Below are 24,870 nucleotides of genomic sequence, written 5' to 3' on the forward strand. Positions count from 1 at the left end.
GGCAAAGCCTTTTGGTTCCTTTTTGCTGGGCCGGCACTCCGGCGTTTGAAAAAGGGACTCGCTGTAAGAGCGAAACCGCCAGCGGCAGCACCCGCAACAACGGATATGCCCCCAATTCCAATAACAAAAAAGCCCCGCCAAAGCGGGGCTTCCAAACAAACATCAGACCAATCAGAAATCAGCCTTCACCGACATCACAAAATTGCGCGGATCCCCGTAGAAGTTACCGAACCCCTCGGTACCAATGGTCGCGTAATAACGCTTGTCGAACAGGTTGTTGCCGTTCAACGCCACCGACCAGGTGTCATCGATCCGATAACCAATGCGACCGTTCCAGACGGCATAACCCGCGCCATCGACATTGTCCCCGCCCAGAGGCGAAACGCGGTAGGTGCCCGTCTGTGCATTGACACCCGCACCAATCGTCACACGATCCAGCGGCCCGCTCAGGGCGTAATCACCCCAGACGCGCAACAGGTGACGCGGCACGTAGGAGTTGTAGACCGCGCCATCCTGAGTAGCATCGGCGTCTTCCAGCACTTTGGTCTGGGTGTAGGTATAACCGGCCAGCAATTGCAGGCGGTCGATCACTTCACCGCTGACTTCAGCTTCAAAGCCCTGGGCGCGGACCTTGCCCGAGTTGATCTGGCAGGAGCTGTCTTCGCACCGCAGGTCATCCTGGGCCGCGTCTTTCTGGATGGTGCGGAACAGGTTGAACGTGGTGTTCAAGCGACCGTCGTACCACTCACCCTTGATCCCCAATTCGTAGCTCTGGCCAATCAGCGGCTTGAGCGTGCTGCCGTCGATGGTTTTGTACGAGCCTTGCGGGGTGAAGATGTCGGTGTAGCTGGCATAGGCGGTCAGGTTGTCGTTGAGGTCGTAGAGCAGGCCGGCGAATGGCGTGACCTGGCCGGTTTCGGTGGACTGGGTGTTGACCTCGGTGCCTTCGCCACGGAAGTACTGCACCGAGTCGGTGTCGGATTTGTACCAGCTGACCCGGCTGCCGAGTACCAGGGTCATCGGGTCGGCGAGTTTCAGGCGGGCGATCGAGTAAGTGCCGTATTGCTTGATGTGCATGTCCACCGGGCCGCCACGGGAGGCGTTGGCCAGGTAGTAGCTTTCATCCGGCTGCGGGATGTTGTGGTTCGGGTTGAACACGTTCTGGCGCTGTGGCAATGCCGCCACCGCGTAGAAGTCGTCCTTGTGCGAACGGCTGGCGTTGGCGCCGACGATCAGTTCGTGCTGCTGGCCGAAGGCGTCGAATTTGCCGTCGACGTAAGCATCGAAACCGTAGTCGCGCTGATCGTAGTCATAGGTACTGCCGAGCATCAGCGTATTGGTGGCTGTGGCGCCCAACGGCACTGTGCCGCTCGGGAAGGAATATTCCATGTCCTGAGTGTTGCGCGAGTAGACACCGGCGACTTTCAGCGACCAGTCATCGTTGAACTGGTGTTTGACGTCGGCGAAGTAGGTGGCGCGTTTGCTGCGCTGGTTGTTCCACGAGGTGTTCAGGCAGGTGGAGCGTTTCAAGTGCAGGTCGGAGCCGTCGGCGTAGCGCGGCAGGCCGCCCCAGCACGGGGTGGCGTCGACATCTTCATAGGCCATGCCCAGACCGAGGGTGGTGTCGGGGCTGAGGTCGAAGTCCAGGGCGCCGTAGTAGATCTGGTCGCGGCGTTCAGCCACATCGTAGAAATACTGACGGGTCTGCTGGGTCACCACGGCGCGGCCACGCACGGTGCCGGCGTCGTTCAGCGGGCCGCCGGTGTCGACCTGGCCGCGATAGTTGTCCCAGGTGCCGGCCGACAGCGACAGCTGTGTGTGCGGGGTGTCCTGGCCGCGCTTGCGCACGAAGTTGACGCCGCCGGCGGTGCCGCCCGCGCCCTTCATCATGCCGGCCGCGCCGCGAAGGATTTCCACGCGGTCATAGATGGCCATGTCGCTGTTGAAGCTGTCCGCCTGCACGTAGCTGCTGCCGATGTCCAGCGGCACGCCGTCGTACTGGTACTGGCCGGTCATGCGGAAACCGCGCGAGTAGAAATATTTGCCGCCCATTGGCGAGTCGTAGACGGTGATGCCCGGGGTCTTCTCCATCACCTGTTCGATGGTGTTGAGGTTCTGGTCGTCGAGCATCTTGCGGGTCATCACCGTGACCGACTGCGGCGTTTCCTTCAGCGAGTGCACGCCTTTGCCGATGGTCACGCCGCCGGTGGTGTAGGAGTTGCTGCCTTCGGTGGTGGCGCCGAGGCGGTTGGCGTTGACGTTGGTCGGCGCCAGTTCCATCGCACTGCCGCCGGTGGCCGGGCCGAGCACGGTGACGGTGTTGCCGTCACGCTGATAGCGAATGCCGGTGCCGCTGAGCATGGCTTTCAGCGACTCGTCATCCTGGTAGCGGCCGTTGAGGGCGCTGGAGCGCAGGCCTTGCAGGCTTTCCGGGCTGTAGACGATTTGCAGGCTGGTCTGCTGACCGAGGGTTTGCAGGGCCTGGGCCAGCGGTTGGGCCGGGATGTTCAGGGTCCATTCCTGGGCCTGGACATACGGCGCTGCCGCGAGGGTCAGTGCCAGACCCAGGCCGCTACCGGCCAGGCGTGTGCGGGTCGCGCCGTGCATCAGCAGGGCTCGAGTCAGAGGGCGAAGCATGAAACGGGATGCGGACATGAGGTTAAGACCTTGGCAGGTATAGTTGTTAATGGTTCTTATTCATCTCATTAAGACGAGGAAGCCGCGGCAAACCGGAAAAGTTTTTTCTCCGGCCCGGTCGCGGCTGCCTCGATCAAGCGGTTTGCAGTTCGCTTCTGACCTTGCCGGCCTCCATGCGCACCAGTTGATCGGCGACGTCGAAGTAACGGTCGTCGTGGGAAATCACGATGATGGTTTTGCCCAGACGCTTGAGGTCGGGCAGCAGCTCGGTATAGAAGATCCGCCGGAAGGTCGGGTCCTGATCCGCCGCCCATTCATCGAACACCAGCACCGGACGCTCTTCGAGCCAGGCGTTGACCAGTGCCAGGCGTTTGCGCTGGCCTGTGGACAGGTCGGTGGTGCTGAACGCGCCGTCGCGCACGCTGACCTTGTGCGCGATCTCCAGACGCTCGAGGTAGCGGGTGGCATCCTGCGGCACTTCACGATCGCCCTGGATCAGGTCATCGAACAGATAGTAGTCGGCGAAGATCGTCGTGAAGTTCTGCCGGTAATCGTCGCGGTTGACCGCAGTGATCGGCTTGTCGTTAACGCGAATTTCGCCCTCGGTCGGCGCGTACAGGCCCAGGAGCAATTTGATCAGCGTGGTTTTGCCGCAGCCGTTCTCACCGACGATAAACACAATGTCGCCCTGTTCGATGCGCAGGTTCACCGGGCCGAGGCGGAACGGTTCGCTGCCTTCCACGGGAGGGAAGGCGTAGCGCACGTTGCGCAGTTCCAGGCTGTTGACGGCGGCTGGCTTGCTGCCCTGATCCTGCAGCAACAGGTGCGGCTCCGGGGAGGAGAACTGTTCGCTGAGTTCTGCAATGCGGCGGAAGGCAATCTGCGCGCGGCTGATGATCGGCAGGGTGCTGATCAGGTGTTCCAGCGGCCCCTTCATGTACAGCAGCACCAGAACGAAACCGCTCATCACCGCTTTGTCGGCACTCGGCCACAACGATTGCAGGGCCAGGGCCATGCCGATGACCACGAAAAACAGCATCGAGCCAAACGACTTGGCGATGACGAAGGTGTTGATCGATCTGATCTGGGTGTCGCAGATTTTCTCGGCGGTTTTCTGAATGCCGGCGACGAACATGCGCTGGCGGCGCGGGCGGTGAATACGCAGTTCCTTGGCACCTTCGGCAATCGCGTTGTAATGCTTTTGCAGTTCGTCTTCGGAGTCGCGGGCGGCGTAGAAGCCGCGCATGCCTTTGGCCCGGGCGATGGCCTGGATGGTGGTGCCGATGGCGATGGCCACCAGCATCATCAGAAACATCGGCCACGACAGCATGGCCAGGTAGCCGAGGCAGCCAAGGGTCACGGTCATCGAAATCGCCAGCGGCGCGAAAGCGAAGGCGAAGTCGCTGATGGTGTCGACGTCGTGGGTCAGCACCGGAATCAGGCGATGGCTGCGATAGCGTTCGATCTGGTCGATCGGCGCCGACAGGACTTTCTCCCCCAGCTCTTTGCGCAGTTTGGCGATGATGTGCTGGCCGACGTAGTTGGTGCCGATGTCCGACAGGATCGTGGTCAGCAGGGCCAGGGCACAGAGGCCGGCGAAGATCATCACCACGGTGCGGGTCAGGCCGTCATCGGAATGCAGGGCGTTGTTGATGGTCGCCAGCAGCACGGTGACGCTCAGGCCGCCGAGCATGCCGAGCACGATGGACGCCGAGACGATCAGGCGGAAGGGCTTGAGCAGGGCGAACAATTCGTTGATCGCCCCACGCGTAGGCTTGGTCATGGAGGATTCCTGCTTCGATGCGGAGGGAGTGCCGGTACTTAAGGAAAACGAATGGTCGCGGAGTTTCTTTAACCGAGCGCAGGCGTGGCTGCGCTCTTCGAGGGCGGGATCAGAGGTCGCGTACTACGCGAAAGCCCAGCCAGTCGCCCTTGCTGGTCGGCCAGCTGCTGTTGCGGTTGCCCGAGCGCGAGAAGATCGGCGCTTCGCCCCAATCGTTGCCGCGCATGACCTGGCGTTCGCAGTTTTCCTGGGTCCATGGGCGACCGTCGGCGGGCACGCCGGAGTAGTCCGGGTGGTAGCAATCGGCGGTCCATTCGTAGACGTTGCCGTGGGCGTCGAACACGCCAAACGCATTGGCCGGGAAGGTGCCGGCCGGCGAGGTGAAGTTGTAGCCATCGGCCGCGCCGTAAGTGTTGGCGTGCCTGGAAATCTGGTAATCCTTGCCCTCATCGAACGGGAACGGGAAAGGCCCGGTGCTGCCGCCACGGGCGGCGTATTCGCGGATCGATTCGCTTTGCAGGCGATAGGCGTGGCCGGTCTTTTTCGACAGCCAGTCGATGTAGCCCTGGGCTTCGGCGACGTTCATGCACACGGCCGGATCGCGGGGCGTCTGTTTGAATTCCGGCTTGCCGGCGGTGCAACGACGGCCCGGGCGATCATCGAAGTCGTAGGGCTTGTTGCCGGTCTCGCGCACGTAGGCGTCCCATTCGCCCACCAGCACCTGCGAGCGGCTGATAGCGAATGGTTTGCTGAACGTCACCGTGTGCAGCGGGCCTTCGTCGGGCTGCCGGCCGACTTCATCATCCGGCGTGCCCATGGTGTAGCTGCCGGTTGGCAACACGACCATTTCCGGGCAGTCCTTGCAGTCCTTGAACACTTTGCCCGCAGCAGGCGCGGTCGCCGCCAGCGCGCTGCCGGGCAACAGCGCAGCGCAGAGGGCGCTTAGCGCCAGTGCGGGCAGGGCTTTGGAGAGGAGTGACGCGTGAGGCTTTTTCATGGGTCGTCTCTTTAAAAGGAAAACGGCAGTCGAGGGTCAGGCACGCAGCTTTTTGCCGAGGATGTCCATGAAGCGATCCACTTCGGCTTCGCTGTTGAGCAAGCCCGGGGCGGTGCGAATCACCGGCCCGACGTCGCGGCTGACCGCGTCGCAGATCACCCGGTTTTGCATCAGCCAGGCCGCCACTTCATCGCTGTCCTGGCCCTTGATCCGGAAGAAGGTGAAACCGGCGGAGAACTGCGAGTCGAGCGGGGTCACCAACTCGATGTTGCGGTGCTCCTGCAAACGTTGCTTGAGGTAACTGTTGAGCTGATGAATGCGCGTCTGCACCTCGGCTTTGCCCAGCTGCAGGTGCAACTTGAACGCTTCGTCCAGTGCCCAGCGATGCTCGAAGGCGTGGTAGCCGCCCGGGGTCATGATGGTCGAGAACGCGGTGGCCTCGGAGAAGGTCGGCACGCTGGGGCTGACGTATGTCAGTTCTTCCGTGCGGCTGCAGACGATGCCGGTGCCGCGCGGGCCGAACATCCACTTGTGCGTGCCGGCGATGAAAAAGTCGCAGTTCATCTGCGGAAAACTCAGGTCGTCGACGCCAAAACCGTGCACGCCATCAACCACGTAGATCAGTCGATCCTGGTCCTCGCGCTGACGGTTGTGCTCATCGACCAGCCGCGAGATCTCTCTGATCGGCAGCTTCACGCCGCTGCCCGAATGCACCCAGGTCATGCCCAGCACGCGGGTCTCGGGGCGGATATTGCGATTGATCGTGTCGAGCACCTGATCCAGAGAAATGCTCTGCGGGTTTTCGAACAGCTTGAGTTTGCGCACGCGCGTGCCGTCACGCCGGCTGCGGAAATCGAGGATGTTGCGCGTCGAATAATGCTCGTGAACCGTGGTGAGAATTTCCTGATCCGCGCGCACCTGCACGCTGCCGTAGATCATCGCCAGGCCTTCGGTGGTGCTGCCGGTCAGGGCGATTTGCGCCGGTTTGGCTTGCAGATACTGGCCTGCCCAATAGCGCACGTTTTCTTCGCGCTTCTCGGTGACGCCCAGATCCCAATCCATCGCCAGACCCGGATTCAAATCCAGCGCCGCGCGGTGGCGTTCGATCGCTTCGCGCACCGGTTTGGGATGCGAGGTGACGAGGAAATTGGCGAAGTGAATCGCCTGAGGATCCTGATCGAACATTTGACGCAACTGCGCCCATTTGTCCCGCGAGGCATTCGGCACGGCCGCGACGGCCGCCGGTGCAGTCAGGCTGGCGCCCAGGGGCAGGGCGGCGGCGAGCAGGCCGGCCTGTTTCAGAAACGTGCGACGGTCGGTCATGGTCGCGCCACCTCCTGGCGCGACGCCAGCGCCGGTTTCGCGGCTTTTTGTACCTGATCCCAGACGCGCATGAAGTTGCCGCCCCAGAGCTTGGCGATGTCCGCTTCGGAGTAGCCGCGCTGCAGCAGTTCGGCGGTGACGTTGCGGATCTCGCCGACGTTTTCCCAGCCCTTGATGCCGCCACCATCGTTGAAATCCGAAGCAATGCCGACGTGGTCGATACCGATCTTGCGCACCGTGTAATCGATGGCGTCGCCGAAGTCCTTGAGAGTGGCTTTCGGTTCCTCTTCAAGGATCGCGTAGAGGCCGCTGGCGTACTGGCCGAGCTTCTGTTCCGACCAGGCGGTGATGATCGGATCGCCCGGCATCAGCGCCATGGCGAGGTTGGGCAGTGGCAGCAGATCGAAGCGCGCACGCAGCGCATTGAGTTTGTCCTGCGTACCCTGGGTCAGCGGTTTCAGGTATTGCGAGAAGGCGACGACCTGCACCACGCCGCCACTGTTCTTGATCAGTTGCAGCTCTTTGTCGCTGAGGTTGCGCGGGATATCCACCGCCGCCCGGGGCGCCGAGTGCGAGGCCACCAGCGGTGTGCGGCTCAGTTCGGCGACTTGCTCGAGGGCCTTGGTCGACATTTGCGACACGTCGATGATCACGCCCAGATCGTTCAAGCGCTGCACCGCTTGTTTGCCGATATCCGACAGACCATTGAGGGCATCGGGCGAATCATTGAAAAACGGTAGCGGCCGCGACGAGTCGGCCCAGCTGTTGTTGCCGATGTAACTGAAACCGAACATGCGCATACCGCGCCCGGCCCACAGGTCGAGTTTGCTCAGGTCATTGCCCAGCGGGTAGGCGTTGAGCATGCTGATGAAAATCGCAAACTTGCCTTCGCCGTGCAGGCGGCGGAAATCATCCGGTGTGTAGGCGATGCCGGCCTGATTGGGGAAGTCGCGGACGATCCCGGAAATGATCTTGTAGCGCACCTCCTGCTGATTGCGCGCTTCTTCGACAAAACCCTCGGTGGGACGGTGCGGGGCGTTCGGGCCGTTCCACATTTCCGGCCAGCCGAATACCGTCAGCGCCGCACCGGACAAGCGTCCGCGATTGGCCTTGATGAGGTCGAACTGGCCCGAGCCATCCTTGTCGGCTTCGTGGTCGTGGCTGCCGAAACTCAGCGGCACGGTGATGTGGCTGTCGAACGACAGCAGGCGATCCTGCAACTCCGTCGCCTGTTTCATCACCTTCACCGGGTAGCCGGGGTTGTTCAGGTAATCCCAGGCCAGAAATCCTGCGCCGGCACTGATCGCCAGGGCCAGCGGCAGGCCGATGAATAGAGCCTTTTTCCAACGAGGTTTTGTCATTGCCATCTCATTCAGGTTCGCCGTCGAGGTACAGGCGCAGGGGCCTTTTCTATCTGGGAAGAACGAGTGGCTGCACGGCTAATTTAGGTGTGCGTTACAAATGCCCGGCAGCGGCGCGGGTGATGTTTGCCGGCGGCGTAAATTTCCCCGCCGAGCAAACGTTCTAGCTTGGATAAAGCCTGCTTCATGGCTGACACAGGTAGGGCAATGACGATCTCTCGACGCTGGTTCATGGCGGGCATGGCACTCACGGGCGCCGCGCTGCCTGCCGCTTTTTATGCACATCGTGAACTGACTCGCGAGGAGTTTCCGATCACCCCGGGCGAGGCCACGGTCGATCTGGCGGACACCGCCGGGCAACAGCTGGCGGACAATTTGCGTGGGGTCTGGGACATTCGCTTTACCGGTGCGGCGGCGGGGCTTGATGGTCTGCCTGTGCAAGGTCTGGAACTGTTTCTCGACATCGCTCATCGTGGGCGCGGCCTGCGTGGTTATCTCGACACCGGCACCAATTTGCGTGCCGAAGGGCCTGTGCGCTATCAAGTGGTTGGCGATCTGGCACCGGGCAACGGCGCCGAGATGTATTGGCGCCTGCTGCGCACCGATGCGCCACTTGCGCCGCCGGTGTATGAGTTCAAAGTCAAACTGGATGAAGTCTGGGCTGCGTTCGGCAATGCCGGCAGCGCCACGTTCACCGGACAAGTGCTGCGTCTGGATCGGCCGTTGGCGTTGCCCGAGCTGGACAATCAGTTCATCGCTATCAAGCGGCGTTTTCCCGAGGCCCGTGAACGCACCGGGCTCAATCCGCAACTGTTGGCCTGGCTGGTGGCGCCCGAGCATCGGTTGTTCCATCAGCTCTGGCACGCTACCCGCGACAAGTGGCACAAGCTCTCGGAGAAAAAACGCGAAGCGCTGCGCGGTATCGGCTGGCAGCCCGGGCCACGTGGCAAGGAACGCGACGCCCGTGGGCCAAGCAAGGATCGCAATGGTTCGGGCGTGGATTTTTTCTTTATGCATCGGCACATGCTAGGCATCGCCCGCTCGATGCAGGATTTGCCTTCCTGGCCGGCGTTCCCGCAGCCGCAGCCTGAGCTGGAGCGTGACCGCCAGGGCTTCGCGCGTTATTTCGACAATCATGACGGCAATTCACTGCCGCCGACCTGGCTGGCCGAGGGCGATGACGCGTACACCAAATGGGTCAGCGACATCAAAGCGGCGGAGACTTTCCAGAGCAATTTTCTGGTCTGGGAATCGCAGTACCGCGACCCGCGTTACCTGGCGAAATTGACCCTCGGCCAGTTCGGTTCGGAAGTCGAACTGGGCCTGCACGACTGGCTGCACATGCGCTGGGCTTCGGTGGCTCGTGATCCGTCCAACGACATTCCGGTGCCGATGGCGCGCGATCAGGCGGACTTCGCCGCGCGCTGGTATGCGCCGGAAAACGACTTTCTCGGTGATCCGTTTTCCTCCCATGTGAACCCGGTGTTCTGGCGTTTCCACGGCTGGATCGATGATCGTCTGGAAGACTGGTTCCGCGCCCACGAGCGTTTTCACCCGGGCGAAGTGAGCCGTCTGGAAGTCAACGGCGTGCCATGGTTTGCACCGGGGCGCTGGGTGGAAGTCGCCGACCCCTGGCTCGGCCCCGACACCCACGGCTGCAGCACCGTGCCCGGCCTGCAAGCTGGGCGATCCGTGGAGATGGACCCGGAAACCATGAAACTGGCGCTGCGTATCACTTTTGGCGACGAAGACAACATGACCGAACTGTTCCGCAAAGTGCCACAGCGCCCGTGGTATGCGCGGCACCTGAAGGTCAAGGGCCGACAGCTCTAGATTGGTTCAAACACACACACTCTCTGAATAGTTCGCAATCCCCTTGTGGGAGTGAGCCTGCTCGCGAATGCGGTGTGTCATTCAGATGCATCAGTGCCTGACAGGACCCCTTCGCGAGCAGGCTCGCTCCCACATGGGCCTTGGTCGTGGCGGAGATTTCCGTCCAAACCGAATTCCATTTGTGGGAGCGAGCCTGCTGGCGAAGACGTCAGTTCAGTCGACGCTTTGCCCTCAGATCACCTCCCAGCCACCTCCCAACGCTTTGTACAAGGCAATGCTCGCCTGCAACCGCGACAGGCGCAGTTGCACGTTGAGGTCTTGCGCCGCATACAGCGTGCGCTGGGTTTGCAGGACGGTGAGCAGGTCTTCGGCGCCGGCCTGGTAGCGGCTTTGGGCAATGTCGAAGGCGGTCTGTGCCTGGTTCAGTTCTTCGCTTTGCCATTGCCGTTGTTCGTCGAGGCCGCGAATGCTGCTGAGGGCTTTTTCGACGTCGGCGAAGCTGTTGATGATTGCCCCGCGATAGGTCTCCAGCAGCTCATCCTGCCGCGCCTTGGCCTTGTCGCGTTCGGCGCTGAGGCGGCCGTTGTTGAAGATCGGCGCGGTCAGCCCCGAGGACAGGTTGTAGAACGTCGTGCGCAGCAAATCGGCGGCCAGATCGGCGCCGCTGCCGAGGCTGGCGGTCAGGGTGATTTTCGGCAGCATCGCGGCGCGGGCGACGGTGACATCAGCTTGGGCTGCGGCGAGCTTGGCCTCGGCGCTGGCAATGTCCGGACGCCGACTGAGCAATTCGCTCGGCACGCCGCTGGCAATGTCCGGCCAGTGCAATTGGCCGAAGGATTGCGTAGGCAACGGTAACGTTTGCACTGGTTGGCCGAGCAGGGCGGCGAGGCTGATTAGTGCTTCGCGCGCCTGTTGTTGCACCAGCGGCAGACGACGCTGTTGTTCGGCCACCAGGCTTTTCTGCTGGGCAAGTTCCAGCGCGGTGGCGCTGCCGGCGTCGAAGCGGGTCTGCACCAGACGCAGCACGTTTTGCGCATTGGCCAGATTGAGTGCGGCAATGCGCGCCTGCTCACGCAAGGCCAGGGTTTGGGTGTAACTGTTGGCGACGCCGCTGAGCAAGGTCAGCTCGACGGTGGCGCGGTCGAACTCGCTGGCCTGCACGCCGAACACCGCACTGTCGCGGGCGGCACGCTTGCCGCCCCAGAAATCGATCTCGTAACTGGCGCTGAGCTCGGCATCGTAGTAGTCCAGCGAGCGATTCTCCGGGCTGACATCCAATTGGCTGTAGCCCTTGCCGTGGATCAGTTTCTGCCGGTTGGCATTCAGCCCGGCCTTGAGTTCCGGCAGCAACGGGGCGCCGGCGATGGTTGCGCTGGCCTCGGCCTGTCTGACTCGCGCCACGGCGGCGGCGAGGTCATAGCTGCCCAGCCGCGCCTGTTCCACCAGCCGCTCCAGTTCAGGGCTGCCGAATTGCGTCCACCATTGCCGATTGCTCTGCAGCGCGCCGGGGGTGTCGGCGGACTGCCACGCGCTCGGTGGCTGCACGCCGCTGTCCAGGCGCGGCGCCGGGCTGCTGCAGGCCGCCAGCAACAGGCTGGCGGCGAGGAAGGTCAGTCGCACATTCATAGGTCGATCATTCACTGGTAAGGGCCGTGACCGGGTCAAGCCGGGCAGCTTTGCGGGCCGGCATAAAGCCGAAGATGACGCCGGTGACCAGCGCACAGGCGAACGCACCGATCACCGCCAGCCCTTGAAAGGCGATCGCCACGCCGCTGAGCAACAACACGCCGCCGACCAGCAGCGCCAGGCCGATCCCGGCGATTCCGCCGACCACCGAGAGCATCAGCGCTTCAGTGAGAAACTGACGGAGGATGTCGCGCTGACGGGCGCCGGTGGCCATGCGGATACCGATCTCGCGGGTACGTTCGCGTACGGTCATGAGCATGATGTTCATCACGCCGATACCGCCGACCAGCAGGGAAATCGCCGCAATCGCCCCCAGCATCAGCGACAGCGTGCCTTGCGTGCGCGCTTCGGCCTGGATCATCGCGGCATTGTTGGTCAGCTCGAAATCCTTCTTGCCGTGGTGCCGACGCAACATCGCCTGTTCGATGGCCTGTTCGGCGTCCTTGACCTTGCGCGCGTCCTTGGCGGCAATCACCACGTATTGCGGATTGCGGCTGCCGAACAGTCGCGTGCTCGCCGCCGAATAGGGCACGGCAATGCGGTTGTCGCTATCAGAGTCGCCGGAGCTGGCGCCTTTTTCGGCGAGCACGCCGAGGATCTGGAACGGCACGTTTTCGATGAGGATGTATTGGCCGATGGGGTCGGCGACATCCTTGAGCAATTTGTCGCGGACCTTGGTGCCGATCACCGCGACGGCGGCGGCGCTGTCCTCGTCGGCCTGGGTGAAGTAACTGCCCTGGATCACCGGCCAGTTGAAAATCTGCGGAAAGTTGGTGTCATTGCCGCCGACGTAACTGCTGTGGTCGGCATTGCCAAAGCGCACCCCGGCGGTCGAGCCGTTGACCGGCATGATGCGCTCCACCTGGGGCAGGGCGGACAGTTCGGCAACATCGTCGAGGGTGATGATGCCCTCCGGCGTGCGCGGGTTCGGCGCCGAGCCGCTGAGGTAAATGATGTTCGAGCCGAACGCACCCATTTGCGCCATGACCTGACGTTTGCTGCCTTCGCCGACGGCGAGCATGACCACCACCGAGGCCACGCCAATGACGATGCCCAGCAGGGTCAGCGCCGTGCGAAAGCGGTTGATCCACATCACCCGCCACGCCGCTTGTACAGCGTCGAGCAGTTCACCTTTCCAGGCGCCGGTCTGGCTGCTGCCGTTGCTCAGGCGCTGGCGCAGGTCGACCGCTTGCAACGCCCCGGGATTGGGCGCAGGCGGCGCGCACGCGTGCTCGGCGCTGTCGCTGATGATCAGGCCGTCACGGATTTCGATGATGCGTTTGGCCCGTTGCGCCACTTCGCGGTCGTGGGTGATGAGGATCACCACATGGCCTTGATCGGCGAGTTCGTCGAGCAGGCTCATGACCTCGGCGCCGCTGTGGCTGTCGAGGGCGCCAGTCGGCTCGTCGGCGAGGATGATATGGCCGCCGTTCATCAGCGCACGGGCAATCGACACCCGCTGTTGCTGGCCGCCGGAAAGCTGATGCGGACGATTGCCAGTGCGAGTGCCGAGGCCGAGACGTTCCAGCAGTGCGTGAGCTCGGGCATGCCGCTCGGCGGCCGGGGTGCCGGCATAGATCGCTGGCATCTCGACGTTTTCCTGGGCCGAACCGGACGGGATCAGGTGGTAGCCCTGAAAGACAAAACCGAAGGCTTCGCGGCGCAGCCAGGCCAGTTCATCGCTGTCCAGCTGCGCGACATTTTCCCCGGCGAACAGATACTCGCCGCTGGTGGGGCGGTCGAGGCAACCGAGAATGTTCATCAGCGTCGATTTGCCCGAACCGGAGGCGCCGACGATGGCGACGAATTCGCCGGCGTGGATCGACAGATCGATCCCGCGCAGCACTTCCACCAGCGGGCTGTCATCACCGCCATAGGCTTTGCGGATCTGCCGCAGGTCGATCAGGGGCGTGTGCATTCAGCCTCCATGAGCAGTGGCCGGCGCGCTGAGAACATGCTCGCCCTCGGCCAGACCTTCGAGCACCTGGGTGCGCAGGCGATCGCTGATGCCGGTGCGTACTTCACGCGCCTGAATATCACCGTTGGCGGCGACGATCTGCGCCCGCTGCCACTGCGGACGCGAGCCCGGTTGCAGGGCGGCAGTCGGCACGGTCAGGGTGTCTTGCGCCTGTTCGGCGACGAAAAATACCTGGGCGGTCATGTCGGTCATCAGGCTGTGATCGGCGTTGTCGACGTCGAGCAGCACGGTATAAAGAACCACGCGTTCGCTGCCGCTGCGGCCGCTGGTAGGACTGCCGCCCTGATTCTGTTCAAGCGGACGTGGTGGCACCGGCAGGATCTGTCGCACCGTGCTGCTCCAGCGTCGAGTGCCGCCGCTGAGCGTGGTGAAGTAGGCGGTCATGCCCGGTTTGACGTGGCCAATGTCGGCCTCCGAAACTTCGGCCCATACCGTCATCGGCGACAGTCGGGCGATGCGCAGGATCAGCGGGGTCTGTTGCTGCGCGTTGAGGGTCTGGCCTTCGCGCGCACCGACGGCGACCACGGTGCCGCTCATCGGCGCGTAGATGCGCGTGTAACCGAGCTCCGCTTCGTCGCTGCGCAGGCTGGCCTGGGCCTGGCGGATCTGCGCCTGGAACATGTCGATGCGCGCCTGCGTTGCGCGTACCTCGGCGCGCGCGGTCTGCACGTCTTCTTCGCGGGTGGCGCCACCTGCGGCGAGTTTCTGCTGGCGCTGGTATTTCTGCTGCGCCAGATCGTGCTGGGCGCGTTGCTCCTGCAACTGCGCCTTGAGGTTTTCGATGGAAAAACGCCCGGCATCGAGCTTGGCTTTCTGTGTCGACGGGTCGATTTCCACCAGCAACTGGCCTTCCTTGACGGTATCGCCGGCCTCGACGTGAATCTTCTGAATCTGCCCCGAAGCCTGTGCGCCGACATCCACATAGCGGCGCGGCTGCAAGGTGCCGAGCGCTGTCACGCTGTTTTCGATATCGCCGCGGCTGACCTGCACAGTGGCAACGGCGTCGCGACCGGGTGGCAAGACTTGCCAGGCAGCGACGGCGATCACGGGAATCAGACAGAGGGCGGCAAATAGCGCGCGACGGGCGGGGCGGGGACGATTCATGCAGGGTTCCGGCCAGTGGTTGCGGCCCGTCGCAAGGCACGACAGACACAGGGGCTGTCCTGTAAACGAGGCATGGGCGACGGAATTTAGCCGCAGACACATCGAGTTACCGCACGCCGGGCCACGACTATTTGTCCGGGATATGGAATCAACTCTTTAAATCTATATGAGAATTACTATAAATTACGCACCTCAAGTTGCCACTATCTTGCTACTGCGTGATTCGCAGGTCTGATCAGTGCGCTCAAGGACAGAAACGGCATCGATGCGGTCGGGAGTCATGTTGGAAAACTACTATCGTGAGCTGGTGTGTTTCCTCAACGCCAGACTGGGCAACCGTCAGGTCGCCGAGGATGTGGTGCATGACGCCTATGTACGCGTGCTGGAGCGCTCCAGCGAGGTGCCGATCGAACAACCCCGGGCCTTCCTTTATCGCACCGCGCTGAACCTGGTTATCGATGATCACCGCCGCAACGCGCTGCGCCAGGTCGAATCGCTGGACGTGCTGGATAACGAAGAGCGCTATTTCACTCCCTCGCCTCACGGCACCCTTGATCACGGACAGCGCCTGGAAATGCTTCAGCGCGCACTGGCCGAGCTGCCGCCGCTGTGCCGCGACAGTTTTCTGCTGCGCAAGATCGAAGGAATGTCCCATCCGGAAATCGCCCAGACCCTCGGCATCTCCCGGGCACTGGTGGAAAAACACATCGTCAACGCCATGAAGCATTGCCGCCTGCGCATCCAGCAATGGGATGGCCAGTGATCCGCGCCGGTTAAATTTCCTTTCATCGTCCTCGTTCCTACTCAACAGACGACCTGCTGACCTGATTCAGGCCGGTCAGGCCACCCAGGCTTTTTTCCCCGCGTTGAGGGGTTCATCCAGAGGACACTGGAAATGACACAGGCAATTGCATCGCCCATCGTTCACGACCTGATCGGCGTCGGTTTCGGCCCTTCGAACCTGGCACTGGCCATCGCTCTGCAGGAGCGCGGCCGGATCCAGGGCGAACTGGATGTGCTGTTCCTCGACAAGCAGGCCACTTACAGCTGGCACGGCAACACCTTGTCGACGCAGAGCGAGTTGCAGATTTCCTTCCTCAAGGACCTGGTGACCCTGCGCAATCCGACCAGCCCTTACTCGTTCGTCAACTACCTCAAGCACCACGGGCGTCTGGTCGACTTCATCAACCTCGGCACCTTTTATCCATGCCGCATGGAGTACAACGATTACCTGCGCTGGGTGGCCGGGCAGTTCACCGCGCAGAGCCGTTATGGCGAAGAAGTGCAGTTCATCGAACCGGTGTTGCACAACCAGCAGGTTGAGGCCTTGCGGGTGATTTCCCGGGGCAGCGACGGCCAGCAATTCGTGCGTACCACGCGTTCGGTGGTGGTCAGCGCTGGCGGCACACCGCGCATTCCGGAGGCGTTCAAAGCACTGAAGGGCGATCACCGGGTATTCCACCATTCGCAATATCTGTCGCAAATGGCCAGGCAGCCGTGCGTGAACAACCAACCGATGAGCATCGCCATCATCGGTGGCGGGCAGAGCGCGGCGGAAGCCTTTATCGACCTGAATGATTCATTCCCGTCGGTGCAGGTCGACATGATCCTGCGTGGTTCGGCGTTGAAGCCTGCGGATGACAGCCCGTTCGTCAACGAGGTGTTCTCGCCGGAGTTCACCGATCTGGTGTTTCAGCAGAACAGCGTCGAGCGCGAGCGTCTGGTCAACGAGTACCACAACACCAACTATTCGGTGGTTGACATCGACCTGATCGAACGCATCTACGGCATCTTCTACCGGCAGAAGGTTTCCGGGATTGCCCGCCATGCGTTCCGCACCCTGACCACCGTCGAGAGCGCCACTGCCACGGCAAACGGTATAGAACTGGCAGTGCGCAACAATGCCACCGGCGAAGTCACGGTGCGAATCTATGACGCCGTGGTGCTGGCCACCGGTTACGAGCGGCAGATGCACCGCAAGTTGCTCGCGCCGCTGGAGGAATACCTCGGTGAGTTCGAGGTCGATCGCAACTACAAACTGATCACCGACGAGCGCTGCAAGGCCGGCATTTATATGCAGGGCTTCTGCCAGGCCAGCCATGGCCTGAGCGATACGCTGCTGTCGGTGCTGCCGATTCGCGCCGATGAAATCGCTGGCTCGTTGTACGAGCATGGCAAACAGCGCGGGCACAGTCGCTCGGTGGCGGAGTTGTTGTTGGCCACTGCCAGCTGAATCTGCATTGCCTGACATATCGCCTTCGCGAGCAGGCTCGCTCCCACAATGGTTCTGTGAACGCAGGCCAGAATGTGGGAGCGAGCCTGCTCGCGAAGGGGCCATGGAAAGCCCCACAGATCCTGAATCTGAACCCTTCCTGAACACCCCCCACATTCGCCGAAAACACCTCTTCCCGCCGTTTCGCTGCGGGCGTAAGCTGCGCGCGTTTTCATCAATTGCGGAGACCCACAGTGGGTACTTGTTCGAGTGACAGTTGTCGGCCGGTCTCGATCACCGGCAGATTCTCGGCAAGATAACGCGCAGCCTTTCCCTGCCGTTGTCTCGCCGTAACAGCGAGCAGCGGCATCCCGTGCACGACCCGTTTTGGGTCGTGTCTCGACGTCCTCCTCATCGACGCTGAACCAGGCGTGATGGCGACCTCAGTCGTCATCGCAGCCTATCGACACGCCTGTCATACCCGACCGGCGCGCCACGCCTTGCCGTGCCGGTTGTCCCGGTGCCAGGGCGCGGCGGTACCTGCTCGACGGTTTCCCGGCTGACCACAGGGGACACAGCCATGAAACTCACGCTCAAGGAATTTTTCGCAGGCTTTCTGCGCAGCCGTCACATCGCCCGGCACTTCCGTCGCCTCGCGTTGCTGGATTCGATCAACGACACCAAGGTCAACCGTGAAGTGCCGCCGACGCTGGCCAGTACGCTGGTGGCTGCCGCCCATGCCGACAGCGCCGCGTTGCTGTCGTCGTTGGGCACGCACGGCGAGGGGCTCACCGAGGTCGAGGCCGATGCACTGCGTGCGCAACACGGCCTCAACGAAGTCGAACACGAGCAGCCGCTGCCATGGTGGACCCATCTGTGGCACTGCTACAAAAATCCGTTCAACCTGCTGCTGACCTTGCTCGCGGTGATCTCCTGGCTGACCGAAGACCTCAAGGCGGCCGTGGTGATTTTCTCCATGGTGGTGCTGTCGACGCTGCTGCGCTTCTGGCAAGAGAGCAAATCCAATCAGGCCGCCGATGCGCTCAAAGCCATGGTCAGCAACACCGCCACGGTGCTGCGCCGCGATGGCCCACGCCGGGAGCTGCCGATCAAGCAACTGGTACCCGGCGATCTCATCGTGCTCTCGGCCGGCGACATGATTCCCGCCGATTGCCGCGTGCTCAGCGCCAAGGACCTGTTCGTCAGCCAGGCAGCGATGACCGGTGAATCGATGCCGGTGGAGAAATTCACCCGGCACACCGATCGCGACACGCGTAACCCGCTCGAGCTGGACAACATTCTGTTCATGGGCACCAACGTCGTGTCCGGCAGCGCGATTGCGCTGATTCTCACCACCGGCAACAGCACCTACTTCGGTGCGTTGGCGCAACGGGTCGGCGCGACGGACCGGGCGGTGACCTCGTTTCAGCAGGGCGTCAACAAGGTCAGCTGGCTGCTGATCCGCTTCATGTTCGTCATGGCGCCGCTGGTGCTGTTCATCAACGGTTTCACCAAGGGCGACTGGAGCGAAGCGCTGCTCTTCGCGCTGTCGATTGCCGTCGGCCTGACTCCGGAAATGCTGCCGATGATCGTCACTTCGACCCTGGCCAAAGGCGCCGTGTTTCTATCGCGCAAAAAGGTCATCGTCAAACGCCTCGACGCGATCCAGAACTTCGGCGCCATGGATGTGCTGTGCACCGACAAGACCGGCACCCTGACTCAGGACAAGATCTTTCTCGCGCGGAATGTCGACGTCTGGGGTGAGGATTCTGACGCTGTGCTGGAACTGGCCTACCTCAACAGCTACTACCAGACCGGCCTGAAAAACCTGCTGGATGTCGCCGTGCTCGAACACGTGGAAGTCCATCGCGAACTGAAAGTCGGCAGCGTGTTTCGCAAGGTCGATGAGATCCCGTTCGACTTCAATCGCCGGCGCATGTCGGTGGTGGTGGAGAGCCGCGGTCAGCCCCATCAATTGATCTGCAAAGGCGCGGTGGAAGAAGTGCTGGCGGTGTGCAGCCGGGTGCGTCACGGCGAAGTTGATGAGGCATTGAGCGATGAATTGCTGGCGCGGATTCGCCAGGTCACCGGCGCTTTCAACGCCGAAGGTCTGCGCGTGGTGGCGGTCGCGGCTCGCTCAATGCCAGCAGGTCGTGAAATTTACAGCCTGGCCGATGAGCAGGAACTGACGCTGATCGGTTACGTGGCGTTCCTCGATCCGCCGAAGGAAAGCACCGCGCCAGCGCTCAAGGCTTTGGCCGAGCATGGCGTAGCGGTCAAGGTGCTGACCGGTGACAACGAACTGGTGACGGCGAAAATCTGCCGTGAGGTAGGCCTCGCGCAGCAGGGTTTGCTGCTGGGCAATGACATTGAGCGCATGAGCGATGCCGAACTGGCCGTGGCGGTTGAGACGACCAACGTCTTCGCCAGACTCACGCCGTCGCACAAAGAGCGTATCGTCGGCATTCTCAAGGGCAACGGCCATGTGGTCGGGTTCATGGGCGACGGTATCAACGACGCGCCGGCGCTGCGCAGCGCCGACATCGGCATTTCCGTGGACAGCGCGGTGGACATCGCCAAGGAAGCGGCGGATATCATCCTGTTGGAAAAAAGCCTGATGGTGCTGGAGGAGGGCGTGCTCGAAGGGCGGCGCACCTTCGCCAACATGCTCAAGTACATCAAGATGACTGCCAGCTCCAACTTCGGCAATGTGTTCTCGGTGCTGGTTGCCAGCGCGTTCATCCCGTTCCTGCCGATGCTGCCGATGCACCTGCTGGTGCAGAACCTGCTCTACGATATTTCGCAGATCGCCATTCCGTTCGATAACGTCGACGACGAGATGCTGAAACAGCCGCAGCGCTGGCAGCCGGCTGACGTCGGGCGCTTCATGCTGTTCTTCGGCCCGATCAGTTCGATCTTCGATATCACGACGTTCGCCTTGATGTGGTACGTGTTCGACGCCAACACCCCGGATCACCAGACGCTGTTCCAGTCCGGCTGGTTTGTGGTCGGGTTGCTGACCCAGACGCTGATCGTGCACATGATCCGCACGCCGAAGATCCCGTTCCTGCAAAGCCGCGCCGCCATGCCGCTGCTGGTGATGACCGGGGTCATCATGGCGGTCGGCATCTTCCTGCCAATGGGGCCGCTGGCGCATTACTTCAAATTGCAGGCGCTGCCGTCACTGTATTTCGTGTTTCTACCGGTGATTCTGCTGGCGTACATGGCGCTGACCCAAGCCGTTAAAGGCTTCTACATCCGCCGGTTCGGCTGGCAATAACCGCCATGGAATGCTTTCCCCTGTGGGAGCGAGCCTGCTCGCGAAGGCGTCGTGTCAGTCAGTACATCTCTGACTGGTATAGCCCCTTCGTGAGCAGGCTCGCTCCCGCAGGGGATATTGGTGCGTCAGGGCCGCCGGATGAATGACCGAATTTTTAGGAAAAGTCCTACAGAGCTATCGCCGACGCTTGCGTAGTCTTGCCCTCCCCAAACCTCACCGGGAGAATGACCATGAGCAACAAAGCGTTGCGCATCCTGATCGCCGACCCGCAGCATTTTCATCGCATGAAAATCGAGCGCCTGTTCAACGCGCTCGGCTACTACCGCGTCGCCCCGGTGCAGACTCTCGGCGAACTGTTGACCCTGGTCGACTATGGCTGCGAGCCGTTCGATGTGCTGGTGATCAATGCCGAATTGGCGGCAGGCTCTCTCGATCTGCTGGGCTTTCTGCTCGATAACCCACAGGTTCGCCATGCTCTGATCTACAACGAACAATCAGCACCGTTGCAAGCGCTTGCAGGGTTTGCAGAAGAAAACGCGCTGATCAGCCCGACGCCGTTGCCCAATTTACAGCTCATCGGGCAGGTGATGGCGAGAGTCGAAACTTGCGACGAACGCCAGGCAGCGCCTGACGCCCACGCATCGTTGCGCCATGCCAATGCATAAAAAAACACTCTGCACAACTGTCAGACCTGACAGGTGATTCTCTTGCCCATCCATGTAACAGTGCCGGCGCAGCCACCGACTCCGGGACAGACTGTTGCGGTGTCTTCGATTTTGCAGGAGTTCCAATGAAGTCAGCGCTGATCGTCGATGATCATCCAGTCGTGCGCGCGGCCATTCGGATCGTTCTGCAGGCTCAAGGCTTCACCCGGATTCATGAAGCGTCCAATGGCAATGAAGTCGTGCCGTTGATCTGCGCGCATGATCCGCACCTGGTTGTGCTCGATCTGGGGCTGGGATCGATGGACGGTCTGGAAGTGCTGACGCGAATCCAGATCAAGGCGCCAACGGCGCGTTGCCGGGTGCTGGTGTTCAGCATGCATGAGCCCACGCATTACCAGGAGCGCTGTCTACGCGCCGGCGCACGGGGCTACGTGACCAAGAGCAATCAACTGACTCTGCTGCACGAAGCCATCAAGGCATTGATGTCCGGCCACACTTATTTCTCCGCATTGCCCAATACCAGCGGTCTGTACAACGCCGTGCAACGCACGGAAAAGGAGCTGATCGCGCAGCTGTCCGATCGAGAGTTATGCATTTTCGTGAATCTGGCGCTGGGCAAACCGAACAAGGCCATCGCTTTGGAAATGCACCTGAGTCACAAAACCGTCAGCACCTACAAGACCCGCATGATGGCGAAACTTGGCCTGGGTTCGCTGGTGCTTTTGCGTGAGTTCGCCAAGCGCAATCACTTGATCTGAGTACCCCGACATGACGCAGGGACTGCGGGTTTTATTGCTGTGGCTGGGGCTTGTTGCCTCGGTCGGGGCGAATGACCAGCCGCAGACGCTGGAGGTGCTGGCGCGCCTCGAACCGGGAAGTATCCAGGTGCGCCTCGATGATCGGGAGCGCCAGTGGCTGCGTGAGCATCCAGTCTTGCGCATGGGCATCTCCGGCCCGGATTACCCGCCCTTCGAAATCACCCGCAATCAGCATGAGCTGGAAGGGCTGACCGCCGATTACGCCGATCTGCTGGCGCAACTGCTCGGCATCAGGATCGAAGTGCGGCGTTTCGCCGATCGTCCCGCACTGATGGCCGCACTCAAGCGCGCTGACGTCGAACTCCTGGGCACCTCGAACAGTTTCGAAGCGGCGGATCCGGCCTTTGTTCTGTCGCGGCCGTATGCTGAAGATCAGCCGATGCTGGTCACGCGTCACGACGAGAAACTGCCTGCTGACCTTGCAGGCAAACGCATCGCCATGGTCGAGGATTACCTGCCGCTGACCCATGTTCAGGCGTTCTACCCCGGCGCCCACGTACAGCTTTATGCTTCGGCCATGGATGCACTCGGCGCGGTCGCCTTCGGTGCCGACGATGTGTACCTGGGCGACTTCATCAGCGCCAACTATCTGATCAACACCAATTATCGCAACGACCTGCAATTGGCCGGGCCGTCGGGCCTTGATGCCAATCCGTTCGCCTTTGCGTTGTTGCGCAGCGATGTGGTGCTCAAACGCATCGTCGACAAGGCCTTGCTGGCCGTGCCCATGGAGCGTCGCCTTCTGATCGAACAGCGCTGGAGCGTCGGCCTCGCCGAGATGGCCGAACAGTCGCGGGTACAGCTCAGCGCCGCCGAGCAGCAGTGGCTGGATCAGCACCCGGTGGTGCGGGTCGGCGCTGTCGAAGACTTCGCGCCGTTGGCGTTTTTCGATGCTGACGGACGCTTCAACGGCCTGGCAGCGCAGTTGCTGAGCCTGATTGCACAGCGCAGCGGGCTGAATTTCGAGATCGTGCGTGGCACCTCGCTGAACGACCAGTTCGAACAACTTCAGGCCGGCGCACTCGATATTTTGCCCGTGGTGACGCCGAGCACCGAGCGGGAAGCGCAGCTGCAATTCACCCGCGCCTATCTGAACAATCCGTTCGTGCTGGTCAGCGCAGCGAACGGCCAACATCCATTGCCACTCGACGACCTGGCCGGCAAACGCCTGGCCATCTATCGCGGCCACCCGTTGCGCGAATACCTCCTGCAACGCGTGCCCGGACTGCGTCTGGTCGAAGTCAAAAGCCCCGCCGAAGGCATGGCGCTGATTGCCCGTGGACAGGTCGACGTGACGGTAAGCTCGTTGCTGGTGGCGCGTTTTTTGATAGCCCGCCAATACCGCGACCGCCTGCGTATTACCGGCACCGTAGGCGATCAGCCGGCGCGCATCGCTTTGGCCACGGCGCCGCAGTCGGCGCTGCTGCACTCGATCCTGAACAAGGCGTTGCTGAGCATCGCGCCGCAGCAAATGGATGAACTGGTCGAGCGCTGGAGCCACGATGTGGTGGTGGAGGACAGCTATTGGTCGCGCCATCGCCGCGAGATTCTGCTTGGTTTTGCCGGCGCCGCAGGCTTGCTGCTGCTGGCCCTGATCTGGATCGGCTGGCAGCGTCGGCAGATCCATCAGCGCCAGCAATGGTTGTTGCAACTGCAACAGGCCAAGGACGCAGCGGATGAGGCCAATCGGGCCAAAAGCACTTTCCTGGCGACCATGAGCCACGAGATTCGCACACCGATGAACGCCTTGATCGGCATGCTCGAACTGGCGCTCAAGCGCGCAGAGGAGGGCGTGACTGATCGACTGGCAATTCAGGTGGCGTCGAATGCCGGCCAGCAATTATTGGCGTTGATTGGCGACATTCTCGACATCGCCCGTATCGAGTCGGGGCATTTGTCCCTCTCGCCCGAGCGGGCCAACCTGCGCGAGACGGTGTTATCGGTGTGTCGGGTTTTCGAAGGGCTGGCGCGGCAGAAACGGCTCTTGTGGCGCATCGAACTTGATCCGCGCGCCGACGTGGATGTGCTGATTGATCCGACGCGCTTCAAACAGGTGCTGTCGAACCTGTTGAGCAATGCGATCAAATTCACCCAGTCAGGTGACGTCTGCCTGCGACTGCAGATCGTTGCGATATCGCACGAGCAAGTGAGTGTGCAAGTGCTGATCGAAGACAGCGGCATCGGTATAAGTGCTGAAGATCAAAAGCGCCTGTTCAGCCCGTTCGTTCAAGCGAGCAATAGCCTTCAAGCGGTGCGCAGCGGTTCCGGCCTGGGGCTGGTGATCAGCCGTAACCTCTGCGAAATGATGGGCGGCACGCTGGGTCTCGATAGTGATCTCGGGCAAGGCACGCGAGTAAAAATCAATATCCAGTTGCCGCTGTTGACGTTGGTGACGACCACACTGGCAACGCCCGAGGCGGCAGCCGCGACCTGTGTATTAAGCGTGTTGGTGGTCGACGATCACCCGGTCAATCGCTTGCTGATGTGCTGGCAACTGAGTGAATTGGGGCATCGCACGGTAGACGTGGGCGACGGAGAACAGGGGCTGGACCGCTGGCGAACCCAGGCCTTCGATGTGGTGATCACCGACTGCAACATGCCGCGCCGCAATGGCTATGAGCTGGCGCAGGCGATTCGCAACGAAGAAGCCGCCAGCGGCCGCAGGCCCTGTCTGATCCTCGGTTTTACGGCCAACGCGCAGATCGAAGAGCGCCTGCGTTGTCTGGATGCCGGCATGGACGGCTGCCTGTTCAAACCGATTCGCTTGCATGATCTGGCTGAAGCCCTGAAAGGCGCTCATCGTTGCGAGCGCCACGAAGATGAACCGCCAAGTGCCGAGCCCGTCGAGATTGATCTGAGTGCCCTGGAGCAGATGGCCGGTGCCGATCACTCGTTGATCGAGCGTTTGCGCAAGGAAGTCGGCAATAGCTTGCGCGACGATCTGCAGGCTTTGGATCAGACCCGCGTCGGCGACCGCAACGGCCTGCGTGAGCTGGCCCATCGCATCAGGGGCGGTGCGCAAATGGTTGGGGCAGCGCGGGTTGTTGCGGCGTGTGCAGATCTGGACACGGCATGCCGAGACGGTGAAAACGCGTTTATCGAGCGTGCCATCGACAGGTTGCGCGAAGCCATGCACGGCCTCGCACGGTGCCTCTGAACCATTGCAGACTCCTGTGGAAGCGAGCCTGCTCGC

15 protein-coding genes are annotated in these 24,870 nt (G+C 61.8%); 7 read left to right on the plus strand and 8 right to left on the minus strand.

Translation table 11 applies throughout. From position 1 onward, the window contains the following. Positions 1–171 precede the first annotated feature (171 nt). The 5 genes from AC0IXA_RS18390 to pvdM form a co-directional block, all read right to left on the minus strand. On the minus strand, positions 172–2,655 hold the full coding sequence (locus tag AC0IXA_RS18390) for a TonB-dependent siderophore receptor (protein ID WP_471814251.1): 2,484 nt from the start codon (positions 2,653–2,655) through the stop codon (positions 172–174). A gap of 115 nt (positions 2,656–2,770) precedes the next feature. Continuing rightward, a complete protein-coding gene (locus AC0IXA_RS18395) occupies positions 2,771–4,420 on the minus strand; it encodes a cyclic peptide export ABC transporter (RefSeq protein ID WP_024012358.1) in 1,650 nt (549 codons plus the stop codon). Between the two features lie 109 nt (positions 4,421–4,529). Beyond that, positions 4,530–5,417 (minus strand): dihydropyoverdine dehydrogenase, encoded by an 888-nt coding sequence (gene pvdO, locus AC0IXA_RS18400; RefSeq protein WP_076567034.1) that lies wholly within the window; start codon positions 5,415–5,417, stop codon positions 4,530–4,532. A gap of 36 nt (positions 5,418–5,453) precedes the next feature. Next, positions 5,454–6,740 (minus strand): pyoverdine-tailoring periplasmic protein PvdN, encoded by a 1,287-nt coding sequence (gene pvdN, locus AC0IXA_RS18405; protein ID WP_471814253.1) that lies wholly within the window; start codon positions 6,738–6,740, stop codon positions 5,454–5,456. After that, on the minus strand, positions 6,737–8,101 hold the full coding sequence (gene pvdM / locus AC0IXA_RS18410; protein ID WP_460154254.1) for a pyoverdine-tailoring dipeptidase-like protein PvdM: 1,365 nt from the start codon (positions 8,099–8,101) through the stop codon (positions 6,737–6,739). Before pvdM ends, pvdN begins: the two co-directional genes overlap by 4 nt. Before the next feature lie 207 nt (positions 8,102–8,308). On the opposite strand from pvdM, the gene pvdP reads away from it, so the two are divergent. Then, positions 8,309–9,934 (plus strand): pyoverdine maturation tyrosinase PvdP, encoded by a 1,626-nt coding sequence (pvdP, locus tag AC0IXA_RS18415; RefSeq protein ID WP_471814256.1) that lies wholly within the window; start codon positions 8,309–8,311, stop codon positions 9,932–9,934. A gap of 231 nt (positions 9,935–10,165) precedes the next feature. Here pvdP and AC0IXA_RS18420 read toward each other — a convergent pair whose 3' ends face one another. The 3 genes from AC0IXA_RS18420 to AC0IXA_RS18430 are packed head-to-tail and all read right to left on the minus strand — an operon-like array spanning position 10,166 to position 14,702. Further along, a complete protein-coding gene (locus tag AC0IXA_RS18420) occupies positions 10,166–11,560 on the minus strand; it encodes an efflux transporter outer membrane subunit (protein ID WP_471814258.1) in 1,395 nt (464 codons plus the stop codon). A gap of 7 nt (positions 11,561–11,567) precedes the next feature. Then, complete coding sequence (locus tag AC0IXA_RS18425) at positions 11,568–13,538, minus strand: MacB family efflux pump subunit (RefSeq protein WP_471814260.1); 1,971 nt, start codon at positions 13,536–13,538, stop codon at positions 11,568–11,570. Further along, positions 13,539–14,702: an efflux RND transporter periplasmic adaptor subunit gene (locus AC0IXA_RS18430; RefSeq protein ID WP_471814262.1), complete on the minus strand. Its 1,164-nt coding sequence runs from the start codon at positions 14,700–14,702 to the stop codon at positions 13,539–13,541. It lies immediately after the preceding gene. 280 nt (positions 14,703–14,982) lie between these two features. Between AC0IXA_RS18430 and AC0IXA_RS18435 the strand changes: the two genes are divergently transcribed. From AC0IXA_RS18435 to AC0IXA_RS18460, 6 genes are all read left to right on the plus strand, one after another. Continuing rightward, a complete protein-coding gene (locus AC0IXA_RS18435) occupies positions 14,983–15,465 on the plus strand; it encodes a sigma-70 family RNA polymerase sigma factor (protein ID WP_016773904.1) in 483 nt (160 codons plus the stop codon). Positions 15,466–15,597: 132 nt separating this feature from the next. After that, complete coding sequence (locus tag AC0IXA_RS18440; RefSeq protein ID WP_016773905.1) at positions 15,598–16,935, plus strand: lysine N(6)-hydroxylase/L-ornithine N(5)-oxygenase family protein; 1,338 nt, start codon at positions 15,598–15,600, stop codon at positions 16,933–16,935. Between the two features lie 559 nt (positions 16,936–17,494). Next, positions 17,495–20,194: a magnesium-translocating P-type ATPase gene (gene mgtA, locus AC0IXA_RS18445; protein WP_471814265.1), complete on the plus strand. Its 2,700-nt coding sequence runs from the start codon at positions 17,495–17,497 to the stop codon at positions 20,192–20,194. Positions 20,195–20,424: 230 nt separating this feature from the next. After that, complete coding sequence (locus AC0IXA_RS18450) at positions 20,425–20,859, plus strand: ANTAR domain-containing protein (protein WP_024012368.1); 435 nt, start codon at positions 20,425–20,427, stop codon at positions 20,857–20,859. A 125-nt stretch (positions 20,860–20,984) separates the two neighbouring features. Further along, complete coding sequence (locus AC0IXA_RS18455; RefSeq protein WP_024012369.1) at positions 20,985–21,617, plus strand: response regulator transcription factor; 633 nt, start codon at positions 20,985–20,987, stop codon at positions 21,615–21,617. Between the two features lie 10 nt (positions 21,618–21,627). After that, positions 21,628–24,834, plus strand: coding sequence for a transporter substrate-binding domain-containing protein (locus AC0IXA_RS18460; protein WP_471814267.1), 3,207 nt, complete (start codon positions 21,628–21,630; stop codon positions 24,832–24,834). Positions 24,835–24,870: the final 36 nt, after the last annotated feature.

The sequence above is a fragment of the Pseudomonas sp. AC083 genome (assembly GCF_979253165.1).